This window comes from Actinomadura spongiicola (genome assembly GCF_003432485.1).
Classification (GTDB): Bacteria; Actinomycetota; Actinomycetes; order Streptosporangiales; family Streptosporangiaceae; genus Spirillospora; species Spirillospora spongiicola.
Genome location: NZ_QVNQ01000001.1, coordinates 918,869 through 943,088 on the forward strand (window position 1 = coordinate 918,869; position 24,220 = coordinate 943,088).

The 24,220-nt window shown below is 68.4% G+C and carries 23 protein-coding genes; 12 read left to right on the forward strand and 11 right to left on the reverse strand.

All coding sequences use genetic code 11. The annotated features are described in order from the left end of the window. Window positions 1-176: 176 nt before the first annotated feature. From D0T12_RS04335 to D0T12_RS04375, 9 genes are all read right to left on the reverse strand, one after another. Complete coding sequence (locus tag D0T12_RS04335; RefSeq protein ID WP_117397904.1) at window positions 177-1,550, reverse strand: MFS transporter; 1,374 nt, start codon at window positions 1,548-1,550, stop codon at window positions 177-179. Between the two features lie 167 nt (window positions 1,551-1,717). Further along, entirely contained in the window at window positions 1,718-2,260 is a 543-nt protein-coding gene (locus D0T12_RS04340; protein WP_233525837.1) for a flavin reductase family protein, read from the reverse strand. 16 nt (window positions 2,261-2,276) lie between these two features. Continuing rightward, window positions 2,277-2,621 carry a cupin domain-containing protein gene (locus tag D0T12_RS04345; RefSeq protein WP_117397905.1) on the reverse strand — a complete coding sequence of 115 codons (345 nt, stop codon included), beginning with the start codon at window positions 2,619-2,621 and terminating at the stop codon, window positions 2,277-2,279. Between the two features lie 14 nt (window positions 2,622-2,635). Beyond that, window positions 2,636-4,117 (reverse strand): 4-hydroxyphenylacetate 3-hydroxylase family protein, encoded by a 1,482-nt coding sequence (locus D0T12_RS04350; protein WP_117397906.1) that lies wholly within the window; start codon window positions 4,115-4,117, stop codon window positions 2,636-2,638. Then, window positions 4,117-4,788 (reverse strand): DUF2848 family protein, encoded by a 672-nt coding sequence (locus tag D0T12_RS04355; protein ID WP_117397907.1) that lies wholly within the window; start codon window positions 4,786-4,788, stop codon window positions 4,117-4,119. Before D0T12_RS04355 ends, D0T12_RS04350 begins: the two co-directional genes overlap by 1 nt. Beyond that, window positions 4,785-5,597 (reverse strand): nitrilase-related carbon-nitrogen hydrolase, encoded by an 813-nt coding sequence (locus D0T12_RS04360; RefSeq protein ID WP_117397908.1) that lies wholly within the window; start codon window positions 5,595-5,597, stop codon window positions 4,785-4,787. The genes D0T12_RS04355 and D0T12_RS04360 overlap by 4 nt, the downstream gene beginning before the upstream one ends. Beyond that, window positions 5,594-6,271 carry a GntR family transcriptional regulator gene (locus tag D0T12_RS04365; RefSeq protein ID WP_117397909.1) on the reverse strand — a complete coding sequence of 226 codons (678 nt, stop codon included), beginning with the start codon at window positions 6,269-6,271 and terminating at the stop codon, window positions 5,594-5,596. The genes D0T12_RS04360 and D0T12_RS04365 overlap by 4 nt, the downstream gene beginning before the upstream one ends. A 97-nt stretch (window positions 6,272-6,368) precedes the next feature. After that, complete coding sequence (locus D0T12_RS04370; protein WP_199487270.1) at window positions 6,369-6,920, reverse strand: nuclear transport factor 2 family protein; 552 nt, start codon at window positions 6,918-6,920, stop codon at window positions 6,369-6,371. Between the two features lie 100 nt (window positions 6,921-7,020). Further along, window positions 7,021-7,359 carry a nuclear transport factor 2 family protein gene (locus tag D0T12_RS04375; RefSeq protein ID WP_158581405.1) on the reverse strand — a complete coding sequence of 113 codons (339 nt, stop codon included), beginning with the start codon at window positions 7,357-7,359 and terminating at the stop codon, window positions 7,021-7,023. A 411-nt stretch (window positions 7,360-7,770) separates the two neighbouring features. Between D0T12_RS04375 and D0T12_RS04380 the strand changes: the two genes are divergently transcribed. After that, on the forward strand, window positions 7,771-8,715 hold the full coding sequence (locus D0T12_RS04380; RefSeq protein ID WP_199487271.1) for a LysR family transcriptional regulator: 945 nt from the start codon (window positions 7,771-7,773) through the stop codon (window positions 8,713-8,715). A gap of 107 nt (window positions 8,716-8,822) precedes the next feature. On the opposite strand, the gene D0T12_RS04385 is transcribed toward D0T12_RS04380, so the two are convergent. Next, window positions 8,823-9,701 (reverse strand): MBL fold metallo-hydrolase, encoded by an 879-nt coding sequence (locus D0T12_RS04385; protein ID WP_199487272.1) that lies wholly within the window; start codon window positions 9,699-9,701, stop codon window positions 8,823-8,825. 111 nt (window positions 9,702-9,812) lie between these two features. Here D0T12_RS04385 and D0T12_RS04390 point away from each other — a divergent pair, with 111 nt between their 5' ends. The 4 genes from D0T12_RS04390 to D0T12_RS04400 all read left to right on the forward strand — a co-directional run bounded on the left by D0T12_RS04390 (window position 9,813) and on the right by D0T12_RS04400 (window position 14,109). After that, entirely contained in the window at window positions 9,813-10,421 is a 609-nt protein-coding gene (locus D0T12_RS04390) for a helix-turn-helix domain-containing protein (protein WP_199487273.1), read from the forward strand. Between the two features lie 785 nt (window positions 10,422-11,206). Next, window positions 11,207-11,830: a ComF family protein gene (locus tag D0T12_RS35240; RefSeq protein ID WP_158581406.1), complete on the forward strand. Its 624-nt coding sequence runs from the start codon at window positions 11,207-11,209 to the stop codon at window positions 11,828-11,830. Beyond that, window positions 11,820-13,418 carry a DNA-processing protein DprA gene (locus D0T12_RS04395; protein WP_158581407.1) on the forward strand — a complete coding sequence of 533 codons (1,599 nt, stop codon included), beginning with the start codon at window positions 11,820-11,822 and terminating at the stop codon, window positions 13,416-13,418. The genes D0T12_RS35240 and D0T12_RS04395 overlap by 11 nt, the downstream gene beginning before the upstream one ends. A 277-nt stretch (window positions 13,419-13,695) precedes the next feature. Further along, window positions 13,696-14,109 carry a DUF3052 domain-containing protein gene (locus tag D0T12_RS04400; RefSeq protein ID WP_117397913.1) on the forward strand — a complete coding sequence of 138 codons (414 nt, stop codon included), beginning with the start codon at window positions 13,696-13,698 and terminating at the stop codon, window positions 14,107-14,109. Window positions 14,110-14,165: 56 nt separating this feature from the next. Here the strand turns inward: D0T12_RS04400 and D0T12_RS04405 are convergent, their stop codons facing one another. Then, window positions 14,166-14,813: an SDR family NAD(P)-dependent oxidoreductase gene (locus D0T12_RS04405; protein WP_117397914.1), complete on the reverse strand. Its 648-nt coding sequence runs from the start codon at window positions 14,811-14,813 to the stop codon at window positions 14,166-14,168. 104 nt (window positions 14,814-14,917) lie between these two features. Here D0T12_RS04405 and D0T12_RS04410 point away from each other — a divergent pair, with 104 nt between their 5' ends. The 7 genes from D0T12_RS04410 (at window position 14,918) to D0T12_RS04440 (ending at window position 23,967) form a co-directional block, all read left to right on the forward strand. After that, window positions 14,918-15,274 (forward strand): MerR family transcriptional regulator, encoded by a 357-nt coding sequence (locus tag D0T12_RS04410; protein ID WP_117397915.1) that lies wholly within the window; start codon window positions 14,918-14,920, stop codon window positions 15,272-15,274. A 502-nt stretch (window positions 15,275-15,776) separates the two neighbouring features. Then, window positions 15,777-16,880, forward strand: a complete 1,104-nt coding sequence (locus D0T12_RS04415) for an ROK family transcriptional regulator (RefSeq protein ID WP_158581408.1) — start codon at window positions 15,777-15,779, stop codon at window positions 16,878-16,880. Between the two features lie 157 nt (window positions 16,881-17,037). Then, window positions 17,038-18,642: an ABC transporter substrate-binding protein gene (locus D0T12_RS04420; protein WP_147339370.1), complete on the forward strand. Its 1,605-nt coding sequence runs from the start codon at window positions 17,038-17,040 to the stop codon at window positions 18,640-18,642. A gap of 39 nt (window positions 18,643-18,681) precedes the next feature. After that, on the forward strand, window positions 18,682-19,623 hold the full coding sequence (locus tag D0T12_RS04425) for an ABC transporter permease (protein ID WP_117397918.1): 942 nt from the start codon (window positions 18,682-18,684) through the stop codon (window positions 19,621-19,623). After that, window positions 19,620-21,629 carry a dipeptide/oligopeptide/nickel ABC transporter permease/ATP-binding protein gene (locus tag D0T12_RS04430; protein WP_117397919.1) on the forward strand — a complete coding sequence of 670 codons (2,010 nt, stop codon included), beginning with the start codon at window positions 19,620-19,622 and terminating at the stop codon, window positions 21,627-21,629. Before D0T12_RS04425 ends, D0T12_RS04430 begins: the two co-directional genes overlap by 4 nt. Further along, window positions 21,626-22,444: an ABC transporter ATP-binding protein gene (locus tag D0T12_RS04435; RefSeq protein WP_117397920.1), complete on the forward strand. Its 819-nt coding sequence runs from the start codon at window positions 21,626-21,628 to the stop codon at window positions 22,442-22,444. The genes D0T12_RS04430 and D0T12_RS04435 overlap by 4 nt, the downstream gene beginning before the upstream one ends. After that, window positions 22,426-23,967, forward strand: a complete 1,542-nt coding sequence (locus tag D0T12_RS04440) for a carboxylesterase/lipase family protein (RefSeq protein WP_117397921.1) — start codon at window positions 22,426-22,428, stop codon at window positions 23,965-23,967. The genes D0T12_RS04435 and D0T12_RS04440 overlap by 19 nt, the downstream gene beginning before the upstream one ends. Window positions 23,968-24,220 lie beyond the last annotated feature (253 nt).

Sequence of the window (24,220 nt, forward strand, 5' to 3'; positions counted from 1 at the left end):
ACGAATCAGGACCGCGGCCGGTGTGCCCCCGAAAACGGACCGCGCGACCACGGATCGACGAAATCGACCGGGTCGCGCGGTCCCGTTGCCGGGTCGGATGAGGATGAGGTTGGACGGTCCGCGGCAGGCCGGGATGGGGAGGATGGGAGCCTGCCCTCCTTCAGCGGCGAGACCGGCTAGCTCTGCGGTGTCGGCATGCCGGGTGAGCTCGGTGCGCTCGGCGCTTCGACGTTCGCCAGGTCGGTGGTCCGGGTCTCCTTGGCGATCAGAGAGGCGATCAGAGAGACGACGCCCATGGCGGAGAGGTAGGCGCCGATGGCGTAACCGGTGTCGAACCGCTGGTAGAGGGCGATCGCGATGATGGGCGCCAGCGAGCCGGCGAGCACGGACGCGAGGTTGTACGCCAGCGAGACCCCGGAGTAGCGGACCTCGGTGGGGAACAGTTCGCTGAAGAACGCGCCGATGACCGCGCTGAAGGCGGCGAAGATGAGCAGCCCGCCGCAGACCGCCGCGATGATCGCCCCGGTGTTCCTGGTGTCGAGCAGGGCGAAGAAGGCGAAGCCCCAGACGATCGTGGCGGCCGAGGCGGCGAGGTAGACGGGACGGCGCCCCACGCGGTCGGCCAGGATCGCGAACACCGGGATGGTGACCACCGCGACGCCCTGCCCGATCATGACCGCGGTGAGCCCGGTGGACTTGTCGAGATCGAGCATCTTGGTGACATAGGTGATCACCAGTAGGGAGAAGATGTAGAAGCCGGCGTTCTCGCCGAAGCGGGTGGCCGCGGCGAGGACGACCTGGCGCCAGTGGTCGCGGAGCACCACGCCGGCGGGCAGCCGTGGCGAAACGGCCGTCTCGGCCTTCTCGGCCGCCTCCGCCTCCTGCCAGAGCGGCGACTCGGCGACGTACAGCCGCAACCACAGGCCGACGAGCACGAGCAGCGCGGAGAGCGCGAAGGCGATGCGCCAGCCCCAGTCCAGGAACGCGTCCTCGGACATGACCGCGCCCAGCACCGCGAGGGCACCGGCCGCCATGAGGTTCCCCAGGGGCGGCCCGACGTTGGGCCAGCAGGCCCAGAACGCCCGGCGGGACCGGTCGCCGTGTTCGGAGACCAAGAGGACCGCGCCGCCCCACTCGCCGCCGAGGGCGAATCCCTGGACCAGCCGGAGCAGCACCAGCAGGGCGGGCGCGGCGGCGCCGATCATCGCGTAGGGCGGGATCAGGGCGATGAGGAACGTGGCGCCGCCCATCAGCAGCAGGCTGGCGATGAGCGTGGCGCGCCGTCCCCTGCGGTCGCCGTAGTGGCCGAGGACCGCCGCGCCGACGGGACGGGCGACGAACCCGACCGCGTACGTCGCGAACGCCAGCATCGTGCCGATGAGGGGGTCGGTCTTGGGGAAGAACAGCTCGTTGAACACCAGCGCGGAGGCGGTGCCGTAGAGGAAGAAGTCGTACCATTCCACGGCGGTGCCGGCGAGGCTGGACCCGGCGATGACGGGCAGGCTGGAGTGCGTTCTGCGCTTGCTAGGTTGGACGGTGGTATCGGTCATGTCGACCTCCTGAGGTCGAGTCCTGGCGCGTTGGTGGTGACTGAGGCACTGGGACGTGAACCGGTGCCCGTCGGCCCCGGCGGCTGTGAGCGCAGCCGCCGGGGTCTCAGGGTCCGGTGAAGAACGATCGCGTCGGGGGCCTGGGACGCGGCCCCGGCGTGCGGGCGCTAGAAGATCCAGTGGATGGGTTCGTGCCCGCGGTCGACGATGTCGCTGAACTTGCCTCTGAGGAAGCCGAGGGGTTCGCCCTCGCGCTCGCAGACGCCGCGAACCCGGCCGATGACGACGACGTGGTCACCGGCGGTGAAGTCTCGCTCCACGTCGCATTCCAGATGGGCGAAGGCGCCGGGGATCACCGGCACCTCGTGCCGCCCGTGGGTCACTTCGAGCCCGGCGAAGTGGTCCTCCCCGCGCCGGGCGAAACGCAGGGCCAGTTGCTCCTGGCGCGCGGACAGGATGCTGACCGCGAACCGTCCGGCACGGACGACCGCGTCCGTGCTGCGCGCGCCGATGGTCAGGCACACCAGCAGCAGCGGCGGGTCGAGGGAGACCGAGGTCAGCGAGTTGACCGTCATACCGTGCGGCGTGCCGTCCACGCTGGTCGTGACCACGGCCACACCGGTGGCGAAGCGGCCCATGGCGCGGCGCATGGTCAACGGGTCGATCGCGGCGGTCATGTCGGCCGTGTCCACAAGGTCGGCGGAAGGCATGGGGGCCTCCAGGTGATCAGGCGCGGTAGCGCACTTCGAACGTCAGCACGCCCTCGTCGGTGCGCCAGGGGCCGTGCGGCATGCCCGGCGGGCGGCAGGCGTACATGCCCTTGGTGAAGGTCTCGCCGAGGGTGAGGTCGGTGAACGAGCCTTCGAGGATGTAGACCTCCTCCCAGAAGTCGTGCTTCTGCACGCCCATCGGGGTCGAGTCGGCGCCCGGCTCGTAGCGCAGGATGCGGGTGGCGACGCCGGTCGCGGGGTCCGCCGCGAGGATCCGTTCGACGATCTTCGGGTCGTCGCCGGGGCAGACGGTGTACTCCACGTCGGTGACCGGAAAGAACTCCCGCTCGGGTTTGCTCATGATGCTCCTCGATGTCAGGCCGCCTGAGGGCCGGGGCTGTCGTCGGGACGGTCGGCGACGTCGTAACCGGTGAGGAATGACTCGACGTCCGCCACGGGCTGGTCGAAGCCGTAGTTGCGGAAGGCGTAGCCCTTCACGACGAACGGCGCGCCGGCGTAGAACAGTTCGTACTGGTGGTGGCGTCCGGCGAACTCGCTGCCGATGGCGTCCCAGGCCAGCTTGAACAGCTTCACGCGTTCCTCGGCGGGCGCGTTCGGGCTGTGGACGTAGCGGTCGATGTCGGCGCGGGTCTCCGGATTGGTCATGTCGGCGCTGCTGGACGGAACCTGGAGGACGCCGCCGCCGACGAGGTCCCGCAGAATCGCCAGGACGCGGGGATAGAGCTCGGACTGCATGCCCATCGCCCCGTAGAGGGCCCGCGCGCCGGGCCGCCACATGCCCTGCTCGTCCGGAGTAGCGGTGTACTCGGCGGCCAGCGCGGCCGACTCGACAAGGGACACGAGGCTGGCGACCTCACCGAGCTTCTCCACCACGCCGGGGAACTTGTCCACCCCGTTCACCGCGGCGACCTTGCGCGCCAGTCCGGTCAGGAACTGGAGCTTGACCGAGAACCGGATCTGCGCCTGCCAGTTCCCCAGCGCGTGGGCGCCGGTGTCGAAGAACTGCCGCCGCAGCCCGGCGACGTCCCGGTAGACGAACACCCGCTCCCAAGGCACGAACACGTCGTCGAAGACGACCAGCGCGTCGGACTCGTCGAACCGGGTGGTCAGCGGATAGTCGTAGTGGCTGGTGGCCGCTGGGGCGTAGGGGCGGCGGCAGTACAGCTTGAGCCCCTCGGCGCCGACCGGCACGGCGAAGCTGATCGCGAAGTCGGTGTCCTCGGGGGACAACGGCTTGATGCACGACACGAAGATCTCGTCGGCGACCGCGCCGCCGGTGGCCAGCATCTGCGCGCCGCGCACGACGATGCCGTCCGGACGCTCCTCGGCCACCCCCGCCTGGATCAGCTCGCCCTCCCACGCGTGGGCGGTGGTGGCCCGCGACACCTGCGGCGGGATGATCGCGTAGGAGACGTAGAGGTCCTCCTCGACGATCCGCCGGTGGTAGGCCGCAATGTTGGCGCCGAAATCGTGGTCGCCGCCCGCGAAGGCCTCCGGGTGCGCGGCGAACGCGGCCATGAACGCGCCGACGTGGTCCGGGCTGCGGCCCACCCAGCCGTGCGTGCGGCGCGCCCACGTCGTGGCCGCCTCACGGAACGCGGTCAGATCCTCCCGGCTGCGCGGGGCCGTGAACAGGCGGTTCACGGTCGCGCCGGTGTCGGGGTCGGTGCGGGTCAGGCCGGACGCCGGGTCGGCGGCGACGTCGAACAGGTCGGCGATCGTCCGTGCGATGGGCGCGAACGCCGGATGGTGGGCCACGTCCTGAACGGCCTCACCGTCGACATAGATGCGGCGGGCGTCCTTCAAGGAGGCCAGGTAATCGGATCCGGAACGCATCACAGGCTCCTCTGCTTGATCTCGTATTCATGCGTCAGGGCTGGTCCGTCGGGCGGCTCCAGGCGAATCCGCCAGCGGCTCCCGTGGAGGAACGACCCGCCGAGCAGCGGCAGCGTGCCGCAGAACATCACGAAGTCCGGCGGAACGGCGCCCACCTGTTCCAGCAACTCGCCGGGATGCCGCAGGACGGACAAACCGCCCCGCTGGTACGGCACCTCGTCCACCGCGCAGTCGACGCTCAGCGCGTCCCAGTCCAGCGAGGACAGGTCCGGACCGAGCTCCACCACGGTGCTCCCGATCGGTTTCGGGCAGGCGGCCTTCGACTCGGCGATGCCCGTACGCTCCAGTTCCCGATCGGTGTGGTCGGACCCCACGGCGAGGAAGTAGCGCCCGCCCGCGCGGATCACCACCGGCTCGACCTCACCCGAGGTGGACGAGCCGTCGACCTCGACCACCGAAGCGGTTGTCAGCAGCGCGGTGTCGAGGTCGTAGAAGGCCGGCACGCTCGCCGGAGGCGGCACCCCGATCGCCTCCAACTCGGCGATATGGGCCTCCACGGACGCCTCGTCCCGCGCGGTGTACCCCGCGACGATCAGCTTCTCCGGGGCGAGCGCGAGTCGTTCACCGGTGCCGGCGACGTCCACGGTCACCGGAGTGGGACGGCCGGTCATGACGTCTCCACCAGCCGGCTCTGCGTCGCGTGCGGCCAACGCCGGTCGGCCAGCACCGGGAACTCGGCGCGCACCATCTCGACCACGGACGGGTCGACGTCGCAGAAGGTGACGCCTTCCTCAGTACCGGCCTCGGCCAGCACGGTCCCCCACGGGTCGACGACACGGCTGCGCCCACCGACCACGACCCCGCCGTCCTGGACGCCGACCGCGTTGCACGCGATGAGCAGCACCTGTTCCTCCACGGCACGGCAGGCGGTGAAGAGCCGCCAATGCTCCAGCCGCGCGTCAGGCCACGCCGCCGGCACCACGACCACCCGCGCGCCCCGGTCGACCAGGTCCCGCCACAACTCCGGAAACCGCAGGTCATAGCACGTGGTGGCGCCCAGGGGTCCGAACGGCGTCGGGCACACCTCCAGCGCGTCCCCGGGAGTGAGCAGCTCGGCCTCCCGCGAGGCGTACCCGAACACGTGCACCTTGCGGTAGGTGTGCGCGACCCGGCCGTCCGGCGCGAGCAGCACCGCGGTGTTGAACAGCCGGCCCGCGTTGTCACGTTCCACGATGCTGCCCGCGTGAACGTACGCGTCCAGGTCCCGGGCCCACGCGCGGGCGGCGGTCACCGTCGGGCCGTCAAGGGGCTCGGATCGCTCCGAGTAGCGGTCGAACGCGAAGTAGCCGGCCGCCCACAGCTCCGGCAGCACGACCAGGTCCGCGCCCCTGGCCTGGGCGACCATCGCGCCGACCCGGTCCCGGCGCTCGGCCGGCGGTTCCTCCGGGGGACTGGCGACCTGTATCAGCGCGACCTTCATGACAGGCCCACCACCGAGTGTTCGCTACCGTCCCAGTCGGCGACGTCCGGAAGGTGCAGGGCCGCCATCGTGCTGGACAGGTGCGCGGTCAGCGCCGCACCGGCCGCCTCTCCCGTCCTGAGCGCGGCGACGATCGCGGCATGCTCGTCCAGGACGGCCCGGGAGCGGTTCTCTTCGTTGGCCACCGCGTACATACCCATACGGACCTGCCGGTCCCGCAACGACTCGTAGAACTCGGCGAGGACCGGGTTGCCCGCCCGGCGCACGATTAGCCGATGGAAAACCCGGTCCAGCTCGATGAAGGTGACGGCGTCGCCGATCACCCGCTCCTGCTCGGCCAGCACCGACTCCAACTCGCCGACGAGCCCGTCGCTCGCGGGAGCGACCTGCCGGACGCACCAGTCCTCGACCAGCTCCCGGGCCTGCATCACCGCGCGCACCTCGGCGTCCGTGATCGGCGGCACGAAGACGCCCTTCTTCGGCACGATCTGCAAGAAGCCCTCGGCCTCCAGCCGCAGCAGCGCCTCGCGCACCGGCGTGCGGGACGTCCCGGTCTCCCGCGCCACCTCCGCCTCGCTCAGGAACGCCCCCTCATGCCGCGGGAACCGAGCGATGTGCTTCTTAAGCCACCGATACGCGAGATCCTGGGCGGATTCTTCTTGTAGACCACTCATAGGTAGCTTGTATACATCAAGTCGACAAGACGGGACAAGGGTCCCATCATGACGTTCCCGCGGGCGTCGTCCCAGATGGCCGTGTGGGACGCGCTGGTCAGCCTCGCGACCGAGGGTGGAGCCGGTCCGGCAGGTCGGCCAGCGCGAACACCTTCCAGAAGTAGGCATCCGCCGCGTGCTGGTCGCCGGGGTAGTTGATCGCCTCGGCGATACGGCCCTGCTCGACGCGGAAGGCCAGCGCCCAGATGATGTCCAATTCCGAGGGGGTCGTGCTCCACCCGCGGTGCAGGTCGACCACCCAGTCGCCGTCCGCCGCCAAGAAGATCGTCTCGGCCTTGAAGCCCGCCCGGCCGAGCGCCCTGAAGAAGGCCAGCACCTCGTCCGCCCCCTTCTTCGTGCCGGCCAGTGGGTGGTGTCCGGGGATGGTCCAGATGATGTCCCGGGCGAAGAACCTCGAGCGCAGCGCCTGGAGATCGCCTGCTCCGTAGGCCTCGTAGTACTTGCGGATCAGGGTGACGTTCGGATGCTCGCGAGGCTTACCGGCAGGCGCCGCCGCGGCGGGCTCGGTACCCGCGATGGTCGCCGCCGCAGCGGCAGCAGCGGTGACACCGGCGGCGCGCAACAGGCTCGCGCGAGTGATCTCGGTCAAGAGGAACTCCTTGAGAAAGGGGCACAACGCTTGTGCTCATGTGGTGGTCGTAGGAAAAGGACGGCGAGGACCAGGGCCTCCGACGAGATGACCCGTCGGCTCAGTAACGGCCCACGACGTCGCGGATTAGCCCGTCCTGGATCAGGAACGCGTAGGAGAAGCTCTCGGCAGCGCCCCCACTCGTCTTGAAGTCGTAGTTCACGACGTAGCGGTCGCCGTCCCAGCGGCTCCCCGTCACCTTGTAGCGGCCGCCGACGTCCAGTACTTCGGGAATGAGGAAGCGATTCATGATGTCCGCGCGTGAGGGGTAGATGCGGCCGACGCTGTCGAACCGGGCGTTCTCCGCGAAGGTGGCCTCGACCCTCTTCGGGTCGCCCGCGTTGGCCGCGTCCAAGAAGCGCCGCGCGACCCGTTCGGCCTCCGCCTTGTCGACGGGCACGGCAAGGGTGGACGCCCGAGGAGACTCCGATGCACCCGCCCCCGCGGACTGTTCCGGCGTACCACCGGCGTCCCCCACATAACCGCAACCCGTGAGAAGTGCCGCCGCAACGATTGTGAGGCCGACGTGTTCACGAAAGCGCACAACAAAATCACTGGCTCCTGCCATGTTCGTCCCTCCGCTGCCTCGTCGGCGAGCGCAGGGTCTCCCGCGACGCTGGGGAAGGCCGCCGCCGCCGGAGGTCGTCCGTTGGGCTCAGCAAAGCGTGCGCCGCCCGCGCGAGTCCAAGACCTTTACCTATGCAAGAAGCGCATGGACGCCCAAGGGCACCCGCAGACGGCGAGAGAGCGTTGAGACCCGTGCCCATACAGTTGTTGCCTGGAGCAGCCCGTCGCCAGGGAGGACCCGCGCATGGACGTGGACACGCGGTCCCTGCGGTACTTCATCGAGCTTGCCGAACAACTGAACTTCACTCGCGCCGCCGAACGGCTCTTCGTCTCTCAGCCCGCACTGAGCCGAAGGATCCGTCAGCTAGAAGAGGGCCTCCGCACACCGCTATTCGAGCGGACCGGTCGCGAGGTCCTACTGACCGCCGCGGGCGAGGCGCTCCTCCCACTCGCCCGGCAACTCGTCGTCGACTGGCAAACGGCCCAGCGCACCGCACGCGTGGTGGCCGCGGCCCGAGCCCGAACCCTGCGAGTCGGATTCGAGGCCTCGGGCGCCGGAACGATGGCCACCCAGGCTTACACCGAGTTCATGCGGCAACACCCCGATTCCTCCGTCGAGCCCAAGCGCTTCGAGTGGGGCGGGGAGGTCATGGCGCTGCACGAAGGCCTGGTCGACGTCGCCTTCGTCTGGCTGCCCGCCGACACCACCGGACTGCACACCGAAATCGTGGCCGTCGAACGACGGATGGCCGGGCTGGCCACCGAACACCCGCTGGCCGGACGGAACACGATCTCGGTCCTGGAGCTGAACGACGACCCGATCGTCTGGACCCGGCAGGCACCGAAGGAGTGGGTCGACTGGTGGGCGGTGAACCCGCGTCCCGACGGACGGGAACCGCTGTGGGGACCGGAGAACGACAACGTCGAGGAAATGCTCGAACACGTGGCCTCCGGCCGGGCGATCTGCATCAGCCCCGAGTCGATGACACTGCACTACAGCCGTCCGGACCTGACCTGGGTGCCTCTGAACGACGTCTCACCGCTCCGAATCGCCCTCTGCTGGCCGTTGAGCACCACCAACCAGTCCGTCGCCGCCTTCGCCTCCGTGGTCAGGCACCTGTCCAGGGAAACCATGCCCACCTCACCCCGCGACCCGATCCCCGGAGAAGCCTGCGAGATCGGCGACTGAAGCTGCGTTGGACGAGCAGGATGGTTCGCCGTGAGCCGCACGATTGACTGCGTTCAGGACGACCAAGGCGCATCACATCCCCCTTCCGTAGGTGGTGCCCGACCGCGTCAGATGACGTTGCCCTCCTTGGCCGCCGTTGCGAGCGCGGCCCGGAGGCGACAGGCCCGATCAGCCGATCGGTGGTGCGAGGTACTCCAGCGCGTATCCGTCGCCGGAGGGGCCACGCGGGCGATGCCGGGTGAGTCGAGGTGGGCGCCGGCCACGAAGTGGTGGGGCCGGGTCAGTCGGTCGAGGAGGCCCGCTCGCGCGGTGCGGGCCTGGGACTGGTCGCCGTCGAACTCCCAGGTCACGTGCGGCTGATCGAACTGAAGTGTGGGGACGTGGACGGTGTCGCCCCAGGCGAGCAGGTGGCCGGCGTCGCTCCTGATCTCGTAGACGGTGTGACCGGGTGTGTGGCCCGGTGTCGGGATCGCGGTGGCCCAGTCGTTGATCGCGACCTTCTCCGACACGGGTACGACCCGTTCGCGGATCGGTCCGAGCCGCCCAGTGAACACCGAGATGTCGCCCGCGCCGATCCACACGCGCTCAAGGCCGGTGAACGCCTCTGAACCGTCCGGCATGATCAGGCCGCTCACATGGTCTTCATGCCTGTGGGTGATGGCCACATCGGTGACCTGCGCGCGGTCGATTCCCGCCTCGTCGAGCGCGTCGTAGATCAACCCCATGGTGGGGTCGTGCCAGACGTTGGACGCGCCGGTGTCGACGAGAACCGAGCGCGCGCCGTCGGTGACGTAGAAGGCGTTGACCGACAGCCGCAGGTTGTCGCCGACCAGAGGGACGGCGGCCGGCAACTCGTCGAGCGGGCACCCATCCTCGCCACGAAGCCGTGTCGGCGGCATGTCGATGTACCCGTCTCGCAACGAGACCACCCGCAGATCGCCGAACTCGAACGCGGCATGGTGCCGACCCGTTGAGATCAACCGCATGGAACCTCCGTCATGCTGGACGCACAGCGTGCATCTTCAATAGAAGACGATCTCTTCTTTAGAAGAAACCCTACACTGTGCCGGCGAGGTACCTGGCGATCGAGGAGCACGGTGGTCGAGCAAGACGGATACGCGGCCGAACCACAGCACGGCGACGACCTGGCCGGCACGTTCGGCGCCAACGTACGGCGCCGCCGCGAGGAAGCGGGCCTGACGCTGGAGCAGTTGTCCACTCGGTCATCGGTCAGCAGGGCGATGCTGTCCAAGGTGGAACGCGGTGAGAAGAGCCCGACGATCGGCGTCGCGTCCAGGATCGCCTACGCGCTCGACACGTCGCTCTCGGACCTGATCGGTGCGCCGGCCGCAGCCGCGTCCGGTGCGGCCGTGGTCATGCGCAAGAACGATCGTCCCGTGTTCCGTGACCCGGAGACCGGCTTCGAGCGGCACATGGTGTCGGCGGCCCCGGGTGCGGGAGATGCCGAGTTGATCGTCCACCACCTCCCCGCGCAGGTGTCCACGGGGCTGCTGCCCGCGTACCCGCCGGGCACAGAGAAACAGCTCGTGGTGCTCGAAGGAACCCTCACCGCTGCGATCGGCGGGATCAGCGAGACCCTGAACGCAGGCGACTCCCTGTACTTCCAGGCCGACGCCGACCACGGCTTCGCCAACCGAACGAACGCCCCCTGCGAATACATCATGGTCATCTCACGCAGAACCTGATCGCCCACAGCACCACCGACCCCTCACCGAACGCGGCTGCGGCCGGCGCGGCCGTTCCGCACGTGGCGCTTCCGGGCATCCTTACCTGGCTACATGGAACAGGACTCGGCCGCGATCGTCACCAGGCTCATTACAGCTATGCGGGAATGTCGCTGGTAGACCGGCTCTCATGTCATCCCGTTCTGACCGAACTGGTGGACGATCCGGCAACACCAGACCGGACGCTCGTGACCGACCTGCTCCGCGCTGGCCGCGCCCGGAGACCGCGACAACACATATCGGCCATTCTTGCCCGTCCGAATCCACCCCAGCGGATAACGTGACCAACACCGAACAGGGCGGCCGTAGTGGATCGCTCCCATAAGACAGTGAGCCTGAGGCCGGCGAGGCAGTTCAGCAAGCCACCTCGGCCGCTATACACCGAGTCGCACCCGCAGCCGGCCAGCAATGTGCCGGAGCTGCGGCCCCGGTGGAATAGAGGCCCCTCGCTGGCCAGGGGCAATCTGTCAGACCTCACCACTATCTTCGAACGTATGTTCGTAACTATCGCGACCATGTGCCTGGAGACGCTCTCCCGACGGCTGCCGAGCGCCACTGGCTTGATGCGCGTATGGTTGTTGTCTATGACATATCGTGACATCCCCCGACCATTAGGCTCAGATCGATGGGCCACTGCGGAGTGGGCGCGCTGGGCAATCGACTCCGGCCTGGCGCAGTCTGTGACTCCAATTCCGGAATCATCGTGCACACTGTGCTACGGAGCGGTTAACCATCGAGGCGATGGTATGCCGTTTTCGCGCTGTCAGAATTGCTCGAAGTATACCCGTGTCCTCGCGGGCTTCATTCCAACTGTCTACTCTCTCGATTTCGGACTTGAGTCGATGCTGCACCGATACAAGGACTTCGGACCGCAGCATCGCTGGATGGCGTCACCGCTGGCCAATCTGGCCCACGGCTTCTTAGCCGCGCATTGCGAATGCATCGTAGACAGGTATGGTGCCATCGATCTGGCCACCACGGTTCCGAGCGGGTCCACCTATCGGGGTTTCGATCATATGGCTGAAATCATTTCCAAGGTAAGCTCCTGGAGTGTGGACTGGGATCTTCAACTTCTTGAAAAGGCGAAACGCGGCCGTCCCTTACGTGGTGTAATAGACCCATCGTTATACCGGGCTGCTGATGTTCGGCGCATTAGCAGAAGAAGCGTGTTACTCTTTGACGACACATGGACGTCTGGTTCCACGATCGCGAGCGCGGCGTCCGTGCTCCGCTCCGCCGGCGCGCGGCGGGTGGTGGCCTTCACGATCGGGCGGCAACTCAAGCCCGGCTGGGGTACATCGGACAGCCTTATCGAGGCCGTCGAATCCCGCAGAACCTCGCTGGGGAGGTGTGTTATCTGTGCACAGTGAACGTGAACTTGAAGCGGCGACACTTCTGATGTTGCTTGACGCGCCAGGCATCGGGCCGGCTCGCATCATGTCGCTGCTCGACGAGTATAGCTCCGCGGCCGCAGCCAAAGGCGCGCTTCTAGGGAGCGGTTCAGAACGAGTACGGCAGTATCTTGAGCAGGCGGTCATCGACCCGTACATCACCTGCCTCGATAAAACCCATGAGCTCGGCGGCGATTTCAAACTTTGGAATGACAGTGACTATCCGGCCAACCTGCGTCGCTGGAAGGGGCGTCCACCGGTCCTCTTCTACAAGGGAGACCTGTCGAGGCTGAAGCCACGCGCCCTGGCACTGGTAGGGCGAGTCGATCCCACGGGCACTGGGGTCCAGTCCGCTCATCGGTTCGCACGCAAATGCGTGGAGCATGGAATCGTTGTAGTAAGCGGTCTGGCAAGAGGCATCGATGGGGAGTCGCATCGAGGAGCGCTCGCGCAACCCTCTGGAAGCACGTACGCAGTCCTCGGTCACGGGATAGAGCACGCCTATCCCAAGGAGAACGCCGCGCTGTATGCGGAGATCCCACGACACGGAGCGCTCATCTCCCAGTTCATGACCGGAGTGGGACCTCAGCGGTGGACCTTCCCCGCGCGCAACGAGGTCATGTGCACGCTGGCCTTGGGAACGGTCATCGTCGAGGGGAAGCCGGGGTGTGGGTCCCTGATCCAGGCTGATTTCTCCTTCAAGCATGATCGCCCTGTTTTCCTGTTGTCGAGGAACCTTCGTTCCGACAACGCGGAGTGGGCGCAGCAGCTCGTGAAGCGTGGTGCCCATGTCATTGAGCGCTTTGATCAGGTCCTAGAAGTGATCGAGGCCACTCTGGATGAATCGTCGAATGCGAAGGCTCCGATGGAGGCCCAAACTCTTTTCCATGTGGGCGACCATCAGTTGATGGGCGGGGCGTTGGCGCAACACAGCGATGTCGTAGCCCTGTTCGACCTGGATGGTGTTGTCATAGATACCCGTGAGGCCACAGCCGTTGCTCTCGCGAACATTGCAAGTCGACATGGTCCGGCCATCGTCCATCCTGGCGACGTAGACCCTGTTGGAAGCCCCATCTCAGTGCTCGGTCGACTCGGCGTCAGAAACGCTCGCGATATTTACCGGGCGGAGTACGATGCCGAGCTGCGAAAAGCTCTTGGTTCTGTCAGAGTATTCCGGCAGGTGGTCGACGGAATCCGAGATCTAAAGCGACACGGGATTCGCGTTGGTGCGGTGACCGCTCAGCCTGCCAGGAGAGCCGAAATGTTAGTGCCCAGGGAGGTTCGGCAGCTCCTTGATTTCTTTCTTTGTCACAATGACACCGGAGGGAAGAAGGAGGTCGGGATCGCAAGAGTGCTCGATGGGCTCGGCGTCTCGCGCGACAGAGCCTTCTACGTTGGCGACACCCCGAAGGATCTGGAAGCTGCTCGGAAAGCGGCCGTCAAGTCAGTGGGGGTCCTCTGGGGGTTCTCGAACGAGGGGCAACTCCGTCGCTGGTCTCCCGACCTTCTCCTCGACGATCAGCGCATGGTCGGTCCGGAACTGATCCGCCGGCTCTTTCCGCAATGATCCGGTCGCCCGGAAGGCCATCGGCCGTGCCGAAGAGCATCACCATGACAAGGGTGACGACGGCAAAATCGCTCACACCGCCGTCATGGTCACACCGCTGGCGCCCCCGCCCGGGTAGGCAACACAAGCGGTCGTGTGGTCCATAACGATCACCGGGCTCTTTAGAGGTCGCTCAAGGCGTGGGTACAACATCAGAAACCCGTTCTGGCATCCCGTGGCGTCCGCGTAGCTAATGCACCACCTGCCGTCGTGGATTCAGGCGGGCTAGGGTGGCGCCATGGCCTCTGGGTACTCGGGCACTCCGCTCGGCAAGAAGATCGGCGTCAAGCCAGGCCACCGGGTGCATCTCACCCATCGCCCGGATGGCTGGACGATCCCCGACCTTCCCGAGAAGTGCGCGGTCTCCGACGGCGGACCCGCGGACGCCGACGTCACCGTGGCCTTCTACCGGACGTTCGACGACCTGGCCGCCGAAGGGCCCCGGCTCGTCCCGGACCTGGCGGACGAGTCCGCGCTCTGGATCGCATGGCCACGACGGGCCGCCGGACACGACAGCGACATCACCGAGAACGGCTTGCGTGACCTGTTCCTCCCCACGGGCGTGGTCGACGTCAAGGTCGCCGCGCTGGGCGAAGACTGGTCGGGGCTCAAATTCGTCCGTCGCAAGGAAAACCGCCGCCCTCGCTCCTAACGCTCAGGAAAGCGGTGCGGCGGGTCGGGTCGATAACCGGCTGGACGACGTCTGCGTCAGCCGTGCAGGATTTCGTGTTGCCATTGGTGCCGCGGTTGGGTGTGCAGGTGCCAGTAGTGCTCGGCGATTCGGTCCGGGTCGAATCTGGTGCCGGGGGTGACGGGGCCGGCCACAGTTATCGAGGCCACGTGCACGCCCGAGGGCCCGTACTGCGCGTCCAGTAGTCGTACCAGCGTTCGTACTCCGGCCTTGCCCAGTGACAGGCTCACATACTGTGGCTTTGGGTCGGGCATTCCACCGGTGATCAGGAATGTACCGGTGCCGCGTTGCGCCATGGGCGGGCCCACTTGTGCGGCGGCCGTCAGTGCTCCGAGCACGTTGACCGCCCAGGCGTCCAGTTGCGCGCTCATGGGCAATTCGCCTGGCGCGTCGGGCTGGATGATCGCGGCGTTGTACACCACGACGTCGGGGAGGCCGAGTTCGCCGGTCGCCGTATCGAGGGCTGCGCGCAACGACACCTCGTCGGCGCAGTCGGCCGTCACGGGCACGACCCGGACTCCCAGGGCGGCGACATCGTCGGCGACCGCCTGCACCGTTCGGGACGTCCGGGCGATGACTGCGACGGGCAGGCCCTCCCGCGCGAACCTGCGCGCGACCGACCGGCCGAGCCCCGGTCCTGCCCCGATGACGACGGCTCCGGGCATCGGTGCCCCCTTCCCCTATGGATGATCGCTGGTGGTGGGGACGTTATGGCGTCACATCATGTGAAGGTCAACCGCGTGGATGAGCAGGTCGAAAGGATCCGGGTATGAGGATCGGTGACGTGGCCGACAAGACAGGGGTGAGTCGGCGGCTGCTGCGTTACTACGAGGAACAAGGTCTGCTGCGGCCGACCCGGCTTCCCAACGGCTACCGTCAGTACAGCGAGTCGGATGTCGTCGCAGTACGGCACATCCGCGCACTGCTCGCCGCGGGCCTGCCCACCAGTGTGATCGCCCAGCTGCTGCACTGCGTCCACGACGACGGCGAGCAGTTGGTCCCCTCAGCCTGCCCAGGCATGATCAACCATCTACGACGCGAACGCGACCGCATCACCGATGCGATCACGCAACTCCAAGGATCCCAACGAGCGCTCGACGCCTGGCTCACCTCGCTGGCGACCTGACGAGGTCAAAGGGCAGGTTGAGAGCCGGGAACACCTCAACACGCTTCGAACAGCACACGGCGGTGTCGCCGGTGAGGCAGCGGGCGGGGGTCTACGGTGCGGCGGATGATGGCGAGGAATGGAGTCCCGCTGGCGTGATCTTGGCTGGTTGGGGAGGATTCCGACCGGCAGACCGCTCAGATCGTCGCCGAGCCGGCCGTACAGCGATGGACGATTGGAGACGGCGCCGGGCGCGTTTGCGTACCACGGCGAAACCGGGCGATGATTCGGCCCGCGCGTCCACGGTCTTTTCACTCGCACGCTTCGGCAGCGCCTGCGTCACGGGCTGCCATGTACACGGCTGGTGCGGCATGTCCCCAGGGGCATCGGAGTTACGCTGTCGGTTCAAAGGTTGTGGACGTGAGTAAGGGGTTATGGGATGGCGCCGGCCGGTGGGGCTCTCGCTGAGCTGCGACGTGCGAACCTGGAGAAGGTCGTTTCCGCACTGAGGCAGGGCGGTACGTTGTCGCAGTCGGAGCTGGCGCGGGTGACGGGGCTGTCGGAGGCCACCGTTTCGAATCTTGTCCGTGTACTCGTCCAGGACGATCGAGTCAAACTCTCGAAGGGACGACGGAACGGCCGAAGCGTCAACCTGGTCGAACTGGACGCGGCCGCCGGGGAGTTGGCGCTGACGGTCACGGTCGCACGCGAGGCGATCACCGCGGCGGCGGTCGACCACGGGGGCTCAGTCCTGGTCGAACGGTCACGCCCGCGGGTCCCGGAGTCTCCCTATGGCGAAGAGCGGGCGACGATCGTGGAGTTGATCGAGGCCGTGCGCGCCGCTGACGGGGTGTCGCGGCGGCCGCTGGCCGGTGTGGGGCTGGCGCTGTGCGTGTCCATCGACCCCGTCTCGGACACCGTCCCGGAGGGGCTCGGACATCTGCCGGCGTTCGATCCGTCCTGGTACGGCGCCGACGTGACGGGTGAGCTGGGCGAGGAGACCGGCCTTCCCGTCCGGCTGATCAACGACGGTGACGCCGCCCTGTTGGCCGAGGCGCGGTGGGGTGCGGCGCGCGGCTGCCGGGATGTGCTCTATCTGCACCTGAGTTCGGGGGTCGGTGGCGCGATCCTGCTCGGCGGGTTGCTGCACCGTGGCGGGCCGGGCGGGATCGGGGAGCTCGGGCACTCGTCCACCGATACGAGCGGCAGGCTCTGCCTCTGCGGGAACCGCGGCTGCCTGGAGACGAAGGTCGGTGGAGATGCGCTGTTGAGTCACGTCGCCGACCTCCACGGAGACGACCTCACGCTCGGCCGGCTCGCCGAACTGGCCCGTTCCGGCGACCCGGGCTGTGTCCGGATCGTCACGGACGCGGCGCAGGACATCGTCACCGGGCTGGCGAACGTCGTCGCGGTGCTGGCGCCCGAGCGTTTCGTCCTGGGCGGTGAGCTGGCGGCCGCCGGTCCCGCGCTGCTTGATCCGGTCAGCCGCGGGATGCGGAGGATGGCGAGCCCGCGGAACTGGCGCGGGAGCGTCGTCCTGGCCGAACTGGGCGGCCATGCCATCGCGCGGGGGGCGGCGCGGTACGCCTTCGATGGCGGCGACCTTTGTCTTCAGAATTTGAAGTGATGCGCTAGTTCAGACTTTTTATCAGTTTAGAGCTTGCGGTTTTCGCCGCACGCGCCATACGGTGTGCGAACAGTGAGTTACCAGCGCAGACAGGAGCATCAGGCCCGGTCATGTGCGTGTAGGAACTCATCGACTACCTTCAAAGTATGGAGAGATCGTGGTCGGTACACCGAAAATCCACCGAGGTGCGGCGCCGCGCCGTAGCCGCCCGGCGGGCGTTGTGGGCGGCGCGCTGCTCATGGCCGCGCTGGCGACCGCCTGCGGAGGCGCGGGCGGCGGAGCCGCGGGAACGCCCGCGCGGCAGAATCCCGAGACGTTGACCATCGCGGTCGCGGCCCCGCCACAGAGCCTGAATCCCGCGTTGGCGGGCAACGGAGACCCGCTGATCATTCCGGTGGAACTCGCGTACGACCCGCTGATCTACCTCAAGAGCGACGGAGGACTCGCCCCCGGTCTGGCGACCGCGTGGAAGTTCGTCGGCTCCGGCAACAAGGTGTTCGAGCTGACGCTGCGCCCGGGCGTGAAGTTCGCCGACGGATCGAGCTTGACCGCGCAAGGGGTGGCGGACTACTTCGCCTACTTCGCCAAGGCCGGGGGTCTGGGCGCGTCCCGCGTTCAGAACTTCGAAAAGGTCAGCGTCACCGGACCGCTCAGCCTGCGAATCGAGCTGAGATCCGCGAATCCCGAACTGCCCTACATCCTCACCCAGGGTTTCGCGATCGGCGACGTGATCAGCCCGCTCGGGCTCAAGAACCCGAACAGGCTCGGCACCTCGACCGCCGGGGCCGGCCAGTACGTGCTCAACACCGGCAAGAGCGTCACCAACCAGACGTACGTGTTCACCCCGAATCCGAATTACTGGAATCGCGCGGCGATCAACTGGAAGAAGATCGTCGTCAAGGTCATCCCTGACTCGAACGCCGCCCTCGGCGCCATGCGCACCGGGCAGGTCGACTACATGATCAGCGACACCAAGGGCGCCGACGCCGCGAAAAAGGCGGGTTTCAACGTCAGTACCTGGCCGTACCTGTTCGGCCACATCCAGCTCCTCGACCGCGGTGGGGCGCAGGTCAAGGCGCTCGGCGACGTCCGCGTCCGCCAGGCGCTGAATTACGCCATCGACCGGAAGGCGCTGGCGAAGGCGCTTTTCGGCAAGTACGCCACCCCGAGCGACCAGATTCTCCTGCCCAAGGCGGACGGATACGACCCGTCCCTGAACGGCCGTTACCCCTACGACCCCGCCAAGGCGAAGAGTCTGCTCAAGCAGGCGGGCTACCCCAACGGGTTCTCGCTGGTCATGGCGGCCTACAACCTCCAGCCCGGTGAGACCGACGCGGCCCAGGCCGTCGCCGGCTACTGGGCGAAGATCGGCGTCAAGGCCAAGATCGACGTTCCGGTCAGCATCACCGCCTACACGAGCGGGCTCACCGGCAAGAAGTACCAGGCCCAGATGTTCGAGTACGGCGGGCTACCGATGCATCTGGTGGCCGACCAGTTGCTCAGCACCGGCAGCCTTTTCAATCCGTTCGGCAACACCCATCCCGAAATCACCCAGCTGATGCGCGAGGGAGCCGCCGCGGACGACGCGTCGCGTCCGGCGATCTACAAGCGGCTGCAAAAGGTGCTCGTCGAACAGGCGTGGTTCGTTCCCTTCGCGAGCATCGACAAGGTCACGGTCGCCCGCCCCGGGCTCCAGGGCGTCACGACCGCACCGCGGGCCCTCGACCCGAACCCGGTGTTCTTCACCGCCGCCAAGCACTGACCTTTCGGGACGCCTTCTAGGTGAAGGGAGGGATGCTCGATGAAACGCATTCTGATGCGCAGGCTCCTGCTGTCCGTGCCGTTGTTGTTCGTGGTGTCGGTCGTGGTCTTCGTTCTCCAGTCGCTGATTCCCGGAGACGCCGCGAGCCAACTGGCAGGGCTTCAGGCGACACAGGAGGACGTCCTTCGGCTGCGGCGGCAACTCGACCTCGACGAGCCGATATGGACGCAGTACTGGCACTGGCTCAACGGCGTCTTCCACGGCTCGCTCGGCACCTCACTGACGAACAGGGAGGCGGTCACGACCGCGCTGGGCACGAGGCTGCCCGTCACGCTCTCCCTCGTGCTCGGCGCGACCGTCTTCGCCACCGTCCTCGGGGTCGTCCTCGGCGTCGCGAGCAGCAGGGCCGGCTCCCTGGCCGGACGCCTGGTCGACCTGCTCAGCGTCGGCGGTCTCGCGATTCCCAGTTTCTGGCTCGGCCTGCTGCTGATCTCGCTGCTGAGCGTCCGGCTCGGGCTCCTCCCGGCCACCGGATACGTCAAGTTCGCGGACTCGCCGGACGGATGGGCGCGATCGTTGCTGCTCCCGGTCAGCGCGCTCGCCCTGGGCGGAGTCACGGCGATCGCCAAGCAGACGAGAGAGGCGATGCTCGACGTCCTGCGCCGTCCCTATATCGACAATCTGCGGGCCAACGGTGTCCCCGAGCGGCGCGTCGTGTTCAAGCACGCGCTGCGCGGCGCGGCCATCCCGATCTGCACGATGTCGAGCATCTTGCTCGTCGGCGCGCTCGGCGGCTCGGTCGTGATCGAGCAGGTCTTCGGGCTCCCCGGGCTGGGCGGCCTCGCGGTCAGCGCGACCGGCTCCAAGGACATTCCAGTGATTCAAGGTGTCGCCGTGTATTTCACGCTACTGGTCGTCGCGGCCAATTTCCTGACCGATATCGCGTACGCGCTGATCGACCCACGGGTGCGGGCGTCATGACCGCCCCGTCCGGCGCGGAGCCCGCCGCCCGCGCACTGACCGGCGCGGACCCCGCCGGTGCCCCGCCAGGCGCCGAACCCGTCGTCGCGCCGTCCGGGCGTCCCGGTCTGGCGCGGCGGCTGCTCCGCCATCCGCTCGCGGTTGGCGCGCTGCTCTACCTGGCCGCCGTCGTCGTGCTCGCGATCTTCGCGCCGGTCTTCGCCCCGTACGGGCCGCAGGAGGCCGACCTCACCCGCGTCCTCGCGACCCCCACGGCCGACCACTGGCTCGGGACGGACTCGCTGGGACGCGACATCGCCTCCCGCCTGATGTTCGGGGCGCGTCCGGCACTGACCGGCGTGCTCGTGACCGTTCTGGTCGCGGCCGTGATCGCGATCCCGATCGGGCTGTCGGCGGCGCTGTCGGGCGGCGCGGACCGGATCGTGTCCCCGCTGGTCGACCTGCTCATGTCCATCCCGGCGATCGTGGTGCTGCTAATGGTGCTGGCCACCTTCGACCAGGAGCTCCTCGCGGCGATGGCGGCGCTCGGCGTGCTCACCGCGCCCGGCCTCGTCCGCGTCGTGCGCGCCGCCGCGCTGACCGTGGCGGGGGAGCCGTACGTCGCCGCCGCCCGCGTGTACGGGTTCGGCCGGTTCGCCATCGCGCTGCGGCACGTGCTGCCGCGCATCACCGGCCCGATCCTCGTCAACCTGTCGCTCGTCGCCGCGACCGCCCTGCTCACCGAGACCGGGCTGAACTTTCTCGGACTGGGCGTGCACCTGCCGGAGGCCAGCTGGGGCGGCATGGTCGCCGACGCCTCCGCGGCGATGAACCAGCAGAACTGGATGCTGATCCCGACCGGCGCGGTCGTCGCGGGCACGGTGATCGCACTGGTGCTGCTCGGCGATGGCGTCCGTGACGCGACGGCGGAGGGCTGGGCCCGCCCGGCCACCCCCGCACGTTCCCGGCCGACCCGCGACGCCGCGGCGGGACGTGCTCGCGACCGGCGGCCGGACGACGCCGTCCCGGCGGAAAACCCGCCGATCCTGCTGCGCGTCGATGGCCTGACCGTCACCGTCCCCGGACCCGGCGGGCGACCGGCGCAGGTGATCGAGGACGTGTCGTTCGACCTGCGGGCCGGCGAGACGCTGGGCATCGTCGGCGAATCGGGCTGCGGCAAGACGATGACCGGACGCGCCGTCCTCGGACTCCTGCCGGACGGCGCGCACATCACCGGCGGTTCGATCCGGATCGACGGCGTCGACGCCACCACCATGGGCGGCCGCGAACGCGCCGGGCTGCGCGGCTCGACGATCGCGTTCGTCTCGCAGGAGCCGATGGCGGCCCTGGACCCCCTCTTCACCGTGGGCGGCCACATCGCCGAGGCCGTCCGCGTCCATACCGGCGCCGGACGGGCCCCGGCCCGGCGGCGGGCCGTCGAACTGCTCGGCCAGGTCCGGATTTCCGACCCGGAACGCGTCGCGAAGATGTACCCGCACCAGCTGTCCGGCGGGATGGCGCAACGCGTCGCCATCGCGCTCGCGCTCGCGGGCGGCCCCCGGCTGCTCATCGCCGACGAGCCCACCACCGCGCTCGACGTCACCGTCCAGGCGGAGATCCTCCGGCTGCTGCGCACGCTCCAGCGGGAGACGGGTATGGCGATCCTGCTGATCAGCCATGACTGGGGCGCGGTGGGCGAACTCTGCGAGCGGACCCTCGTCATGTACGCGGGACAGGTCGTCGAATCAGGGCCGACCGCGACGATCGTCGCGGCGCCTCAGCACCCCTACAGCGAGGGGTTGCTGGCCGCGAACCCGCAGCTCGGCACCCCGGGCATGCCGCTCCACGTCATGCCGGGCGGCGTCCCCGCGCCGGGCGAATGGCCGTCCGGCTGCCACTTCGCCGCGCGCTGCCCCTACGTGACCGACGACTGCATCGCGCACCCGATCGCCGTGGCGGGGACGGACGACCACCGCAGCCGTTGCCTACGCACGCGGCCCACGCACATGATCGAGGCAAAACCATGACCGACCCGCTGCTTTCGATCGACGACCTCACCGTCCGCTACCCGCGGCGGCGCGGCGGGCCGGTCACCGCGCTGGACGGCGTCTCGCTCACCGCCGGGCACGGACGCACCGTCGGCCTCGTCGGAGAGTCCGGCTCCGGGAAGTCGACGCTCGGCAAGGCGATCCTCGGCCTGGTCCCGGTGGACGGCGGCTCGATCACCTTCGACGGCCGCGACATCACCCGGGCCGGACGGCGCGAACGCCGGGAACTGAGCCGCCAGATCCAGGTCGTGTTCCAGGACCCGTACGGCTCACTGAACCCGGTCAAACCGATCGGCCGGACGCTCAGCGAACCGCTACGCGTCCAGCGGGCCATCGGCACGCGCGACGTCCGGGCCCGGGTGCTCGAAGCGCTGGAACGCGTCGGTCTCCCGGCCACGGCGGCGGACCGCTACCCGGCCGAGTTCTCCGGCGGGCAGCGGCAGCGCATCGCGATCGCCCGCGCCCTCGTCATGCGGCCGCGGCTGATCGTCTGCGACGAGCCGGTGAGCGCCCTCGACCTCTCCCTCCAGGCGCAGATCCTCAACCTGTTCAACGAGCTCAAGGCCGATCTCGGCGTCGCCTACCTGTTCATCTCGCACGACCTCGGCGTCGTCCGGTACCTCGCGGACGACGTGGTCGTCCTGTACCACGGCTGCGTCGTCGAGTCCGGCGCCACCCGGTCGGTGTACGACCATCCCCGCGCGGACTACACCAAGCGGCTCATCGCCGCGATTCCCAGGGCCGCGCAGACCATCCCGAACGAGAAAGTCCCTTCATGCAGCAGCGAGTCCTAGCCGAGACCACGTCCGGGAAGGTCGCCGGCGTCCGGCACCGTGGCGTCACGTCGTTTCTCGGCGTTCCGTACGGCGCGCCCACCGGCGGCGCGGCGCGGTTCAGGCCACCGGAACCGGCGAAGCCCTGGCTCGGCGTCCGCGACGCGACGGTCTTCGGCCGCGCCGCGCCGCAGAACGACATCCGGTTGGCGGCGACCGGCTCGTGGATCGAGGCGATCGACTACCTCTACCCGCGGACCGGCTCGGCGCTCGAAGGCGTCCCGATGGGCGAGGACTGCCTGGTCCTCAACGTCTGGACCCCGGACGCGAAGCCGTCAGGACGGCGGCCGGTCATGGTCTGGCTCCACGGCGGCGGCTACCAGCACGGGGCCGGATCGGAGTCGATGTTCCTGGGCGACCGCCTCGCCCGGCTCGGCGACGTCGTCGTCGTCACCGTCAACCACCGGCTCGGAATCTTCGGCTACCTGGCCCTGGACGCGCTCCTCGGCGCGGAGTTCGAGCGGGCCGGGGTCGTCGGGCTGCTCGACCTCGTGCTCGCCCTCGAATGGGTGCGCGACAACATCGACGGCTTCGGCGGCGACCCCGGCAACGTCACCGTGTTCGGCCAGTCCGGCGGCGGCGACAAGGTACGCAACCTGATGTCGATGCCGTCCGCGTCCGGCCTGTTCCACAAGGCGATCATCCAGAGTTCGCCGGGCCCGCTGGCGACATCGGCCGACGCCGCCCACGACCTCGCCGCGAAGGCTGTCCGCCTCGCCGGGCTGGAGCCGTCCCGGGCCCGGGAGCTGACCACCTGGGACACCGGGTCGCTCCTCGAACTCCAACGCACCCTCACCGGAGACGTGATGGGCGGCTTCACCCTCGACCAGGACCTTCTGGACGCGGCACAGGCGTCGTTCGCGCCCCACCTCGACCCGTCCCCCGCTCCGGACGGCGCCGAGGTCCCCGTCCTCATCGGCCACACCAGCCACGACGCCTCGCTCATCCTCTGCAACGCGCCGGAGTACGCGACGTTCTCCGATTCCCGACTGCGCGCTTGGACGGAAGGCCGGTTCGACATCAGCGCCGACGCCCTCGCCACCGCCTACCAGGATCGCGTCGGCCCCGAACCGGCGCGGCTGCGCCTGGCCCGGATCGTCACCGACACGACCTTCGCCCCTGCCGCGATCGACCTCGCCACGCAGTTGTCCGCGAGCCACACCGTCTACTGCTACGAATTCGGTTACCGGACGCCGATTCTCGGCGGGCTGCTCGGAGCGACGCACAGCCTCGACCTGCCGTTCGTCTTCCACAACGCCGGACTGTCACCGTTCGCGGGCGACCGCGGCGACCGTGGCGAAGTCTCCACACGCATGGCATTGGCGTGGACGTCCTTCGCGCGGAACGGCGAACCCGGGCATGCCGACATTCCGACCTGGGAGCCCTACACCCCGGAAAGCAGAGCGACCATGCACATCGACAGCACCTGGAGCCGGCAGACGGGCCAGGACCCGCACGACCTTCCGACCAGGTCCCGCGCATGACCGGGGCACTCACAAAAGAACCGCCGCGTGCCCGGTGGGTCACGGGTGCGGCACCGTCCGCCCTCCTCCTTGGTGCGGCGACCCCCGCAGCGCTAAGCGCGGCCCAGGCCACCAGTCCGGTAACTGGGGACCGGTTGGTCCCGGTCGGGCAGAGCGAGCAGTTCCACCCCGCGCCTGCGTGGTGCGGTGCGGACAGCCGCCCCGCGATCGTCCCCGGGGCGGACGACCAGATGGCGCAGACGGGGGCGTTCCT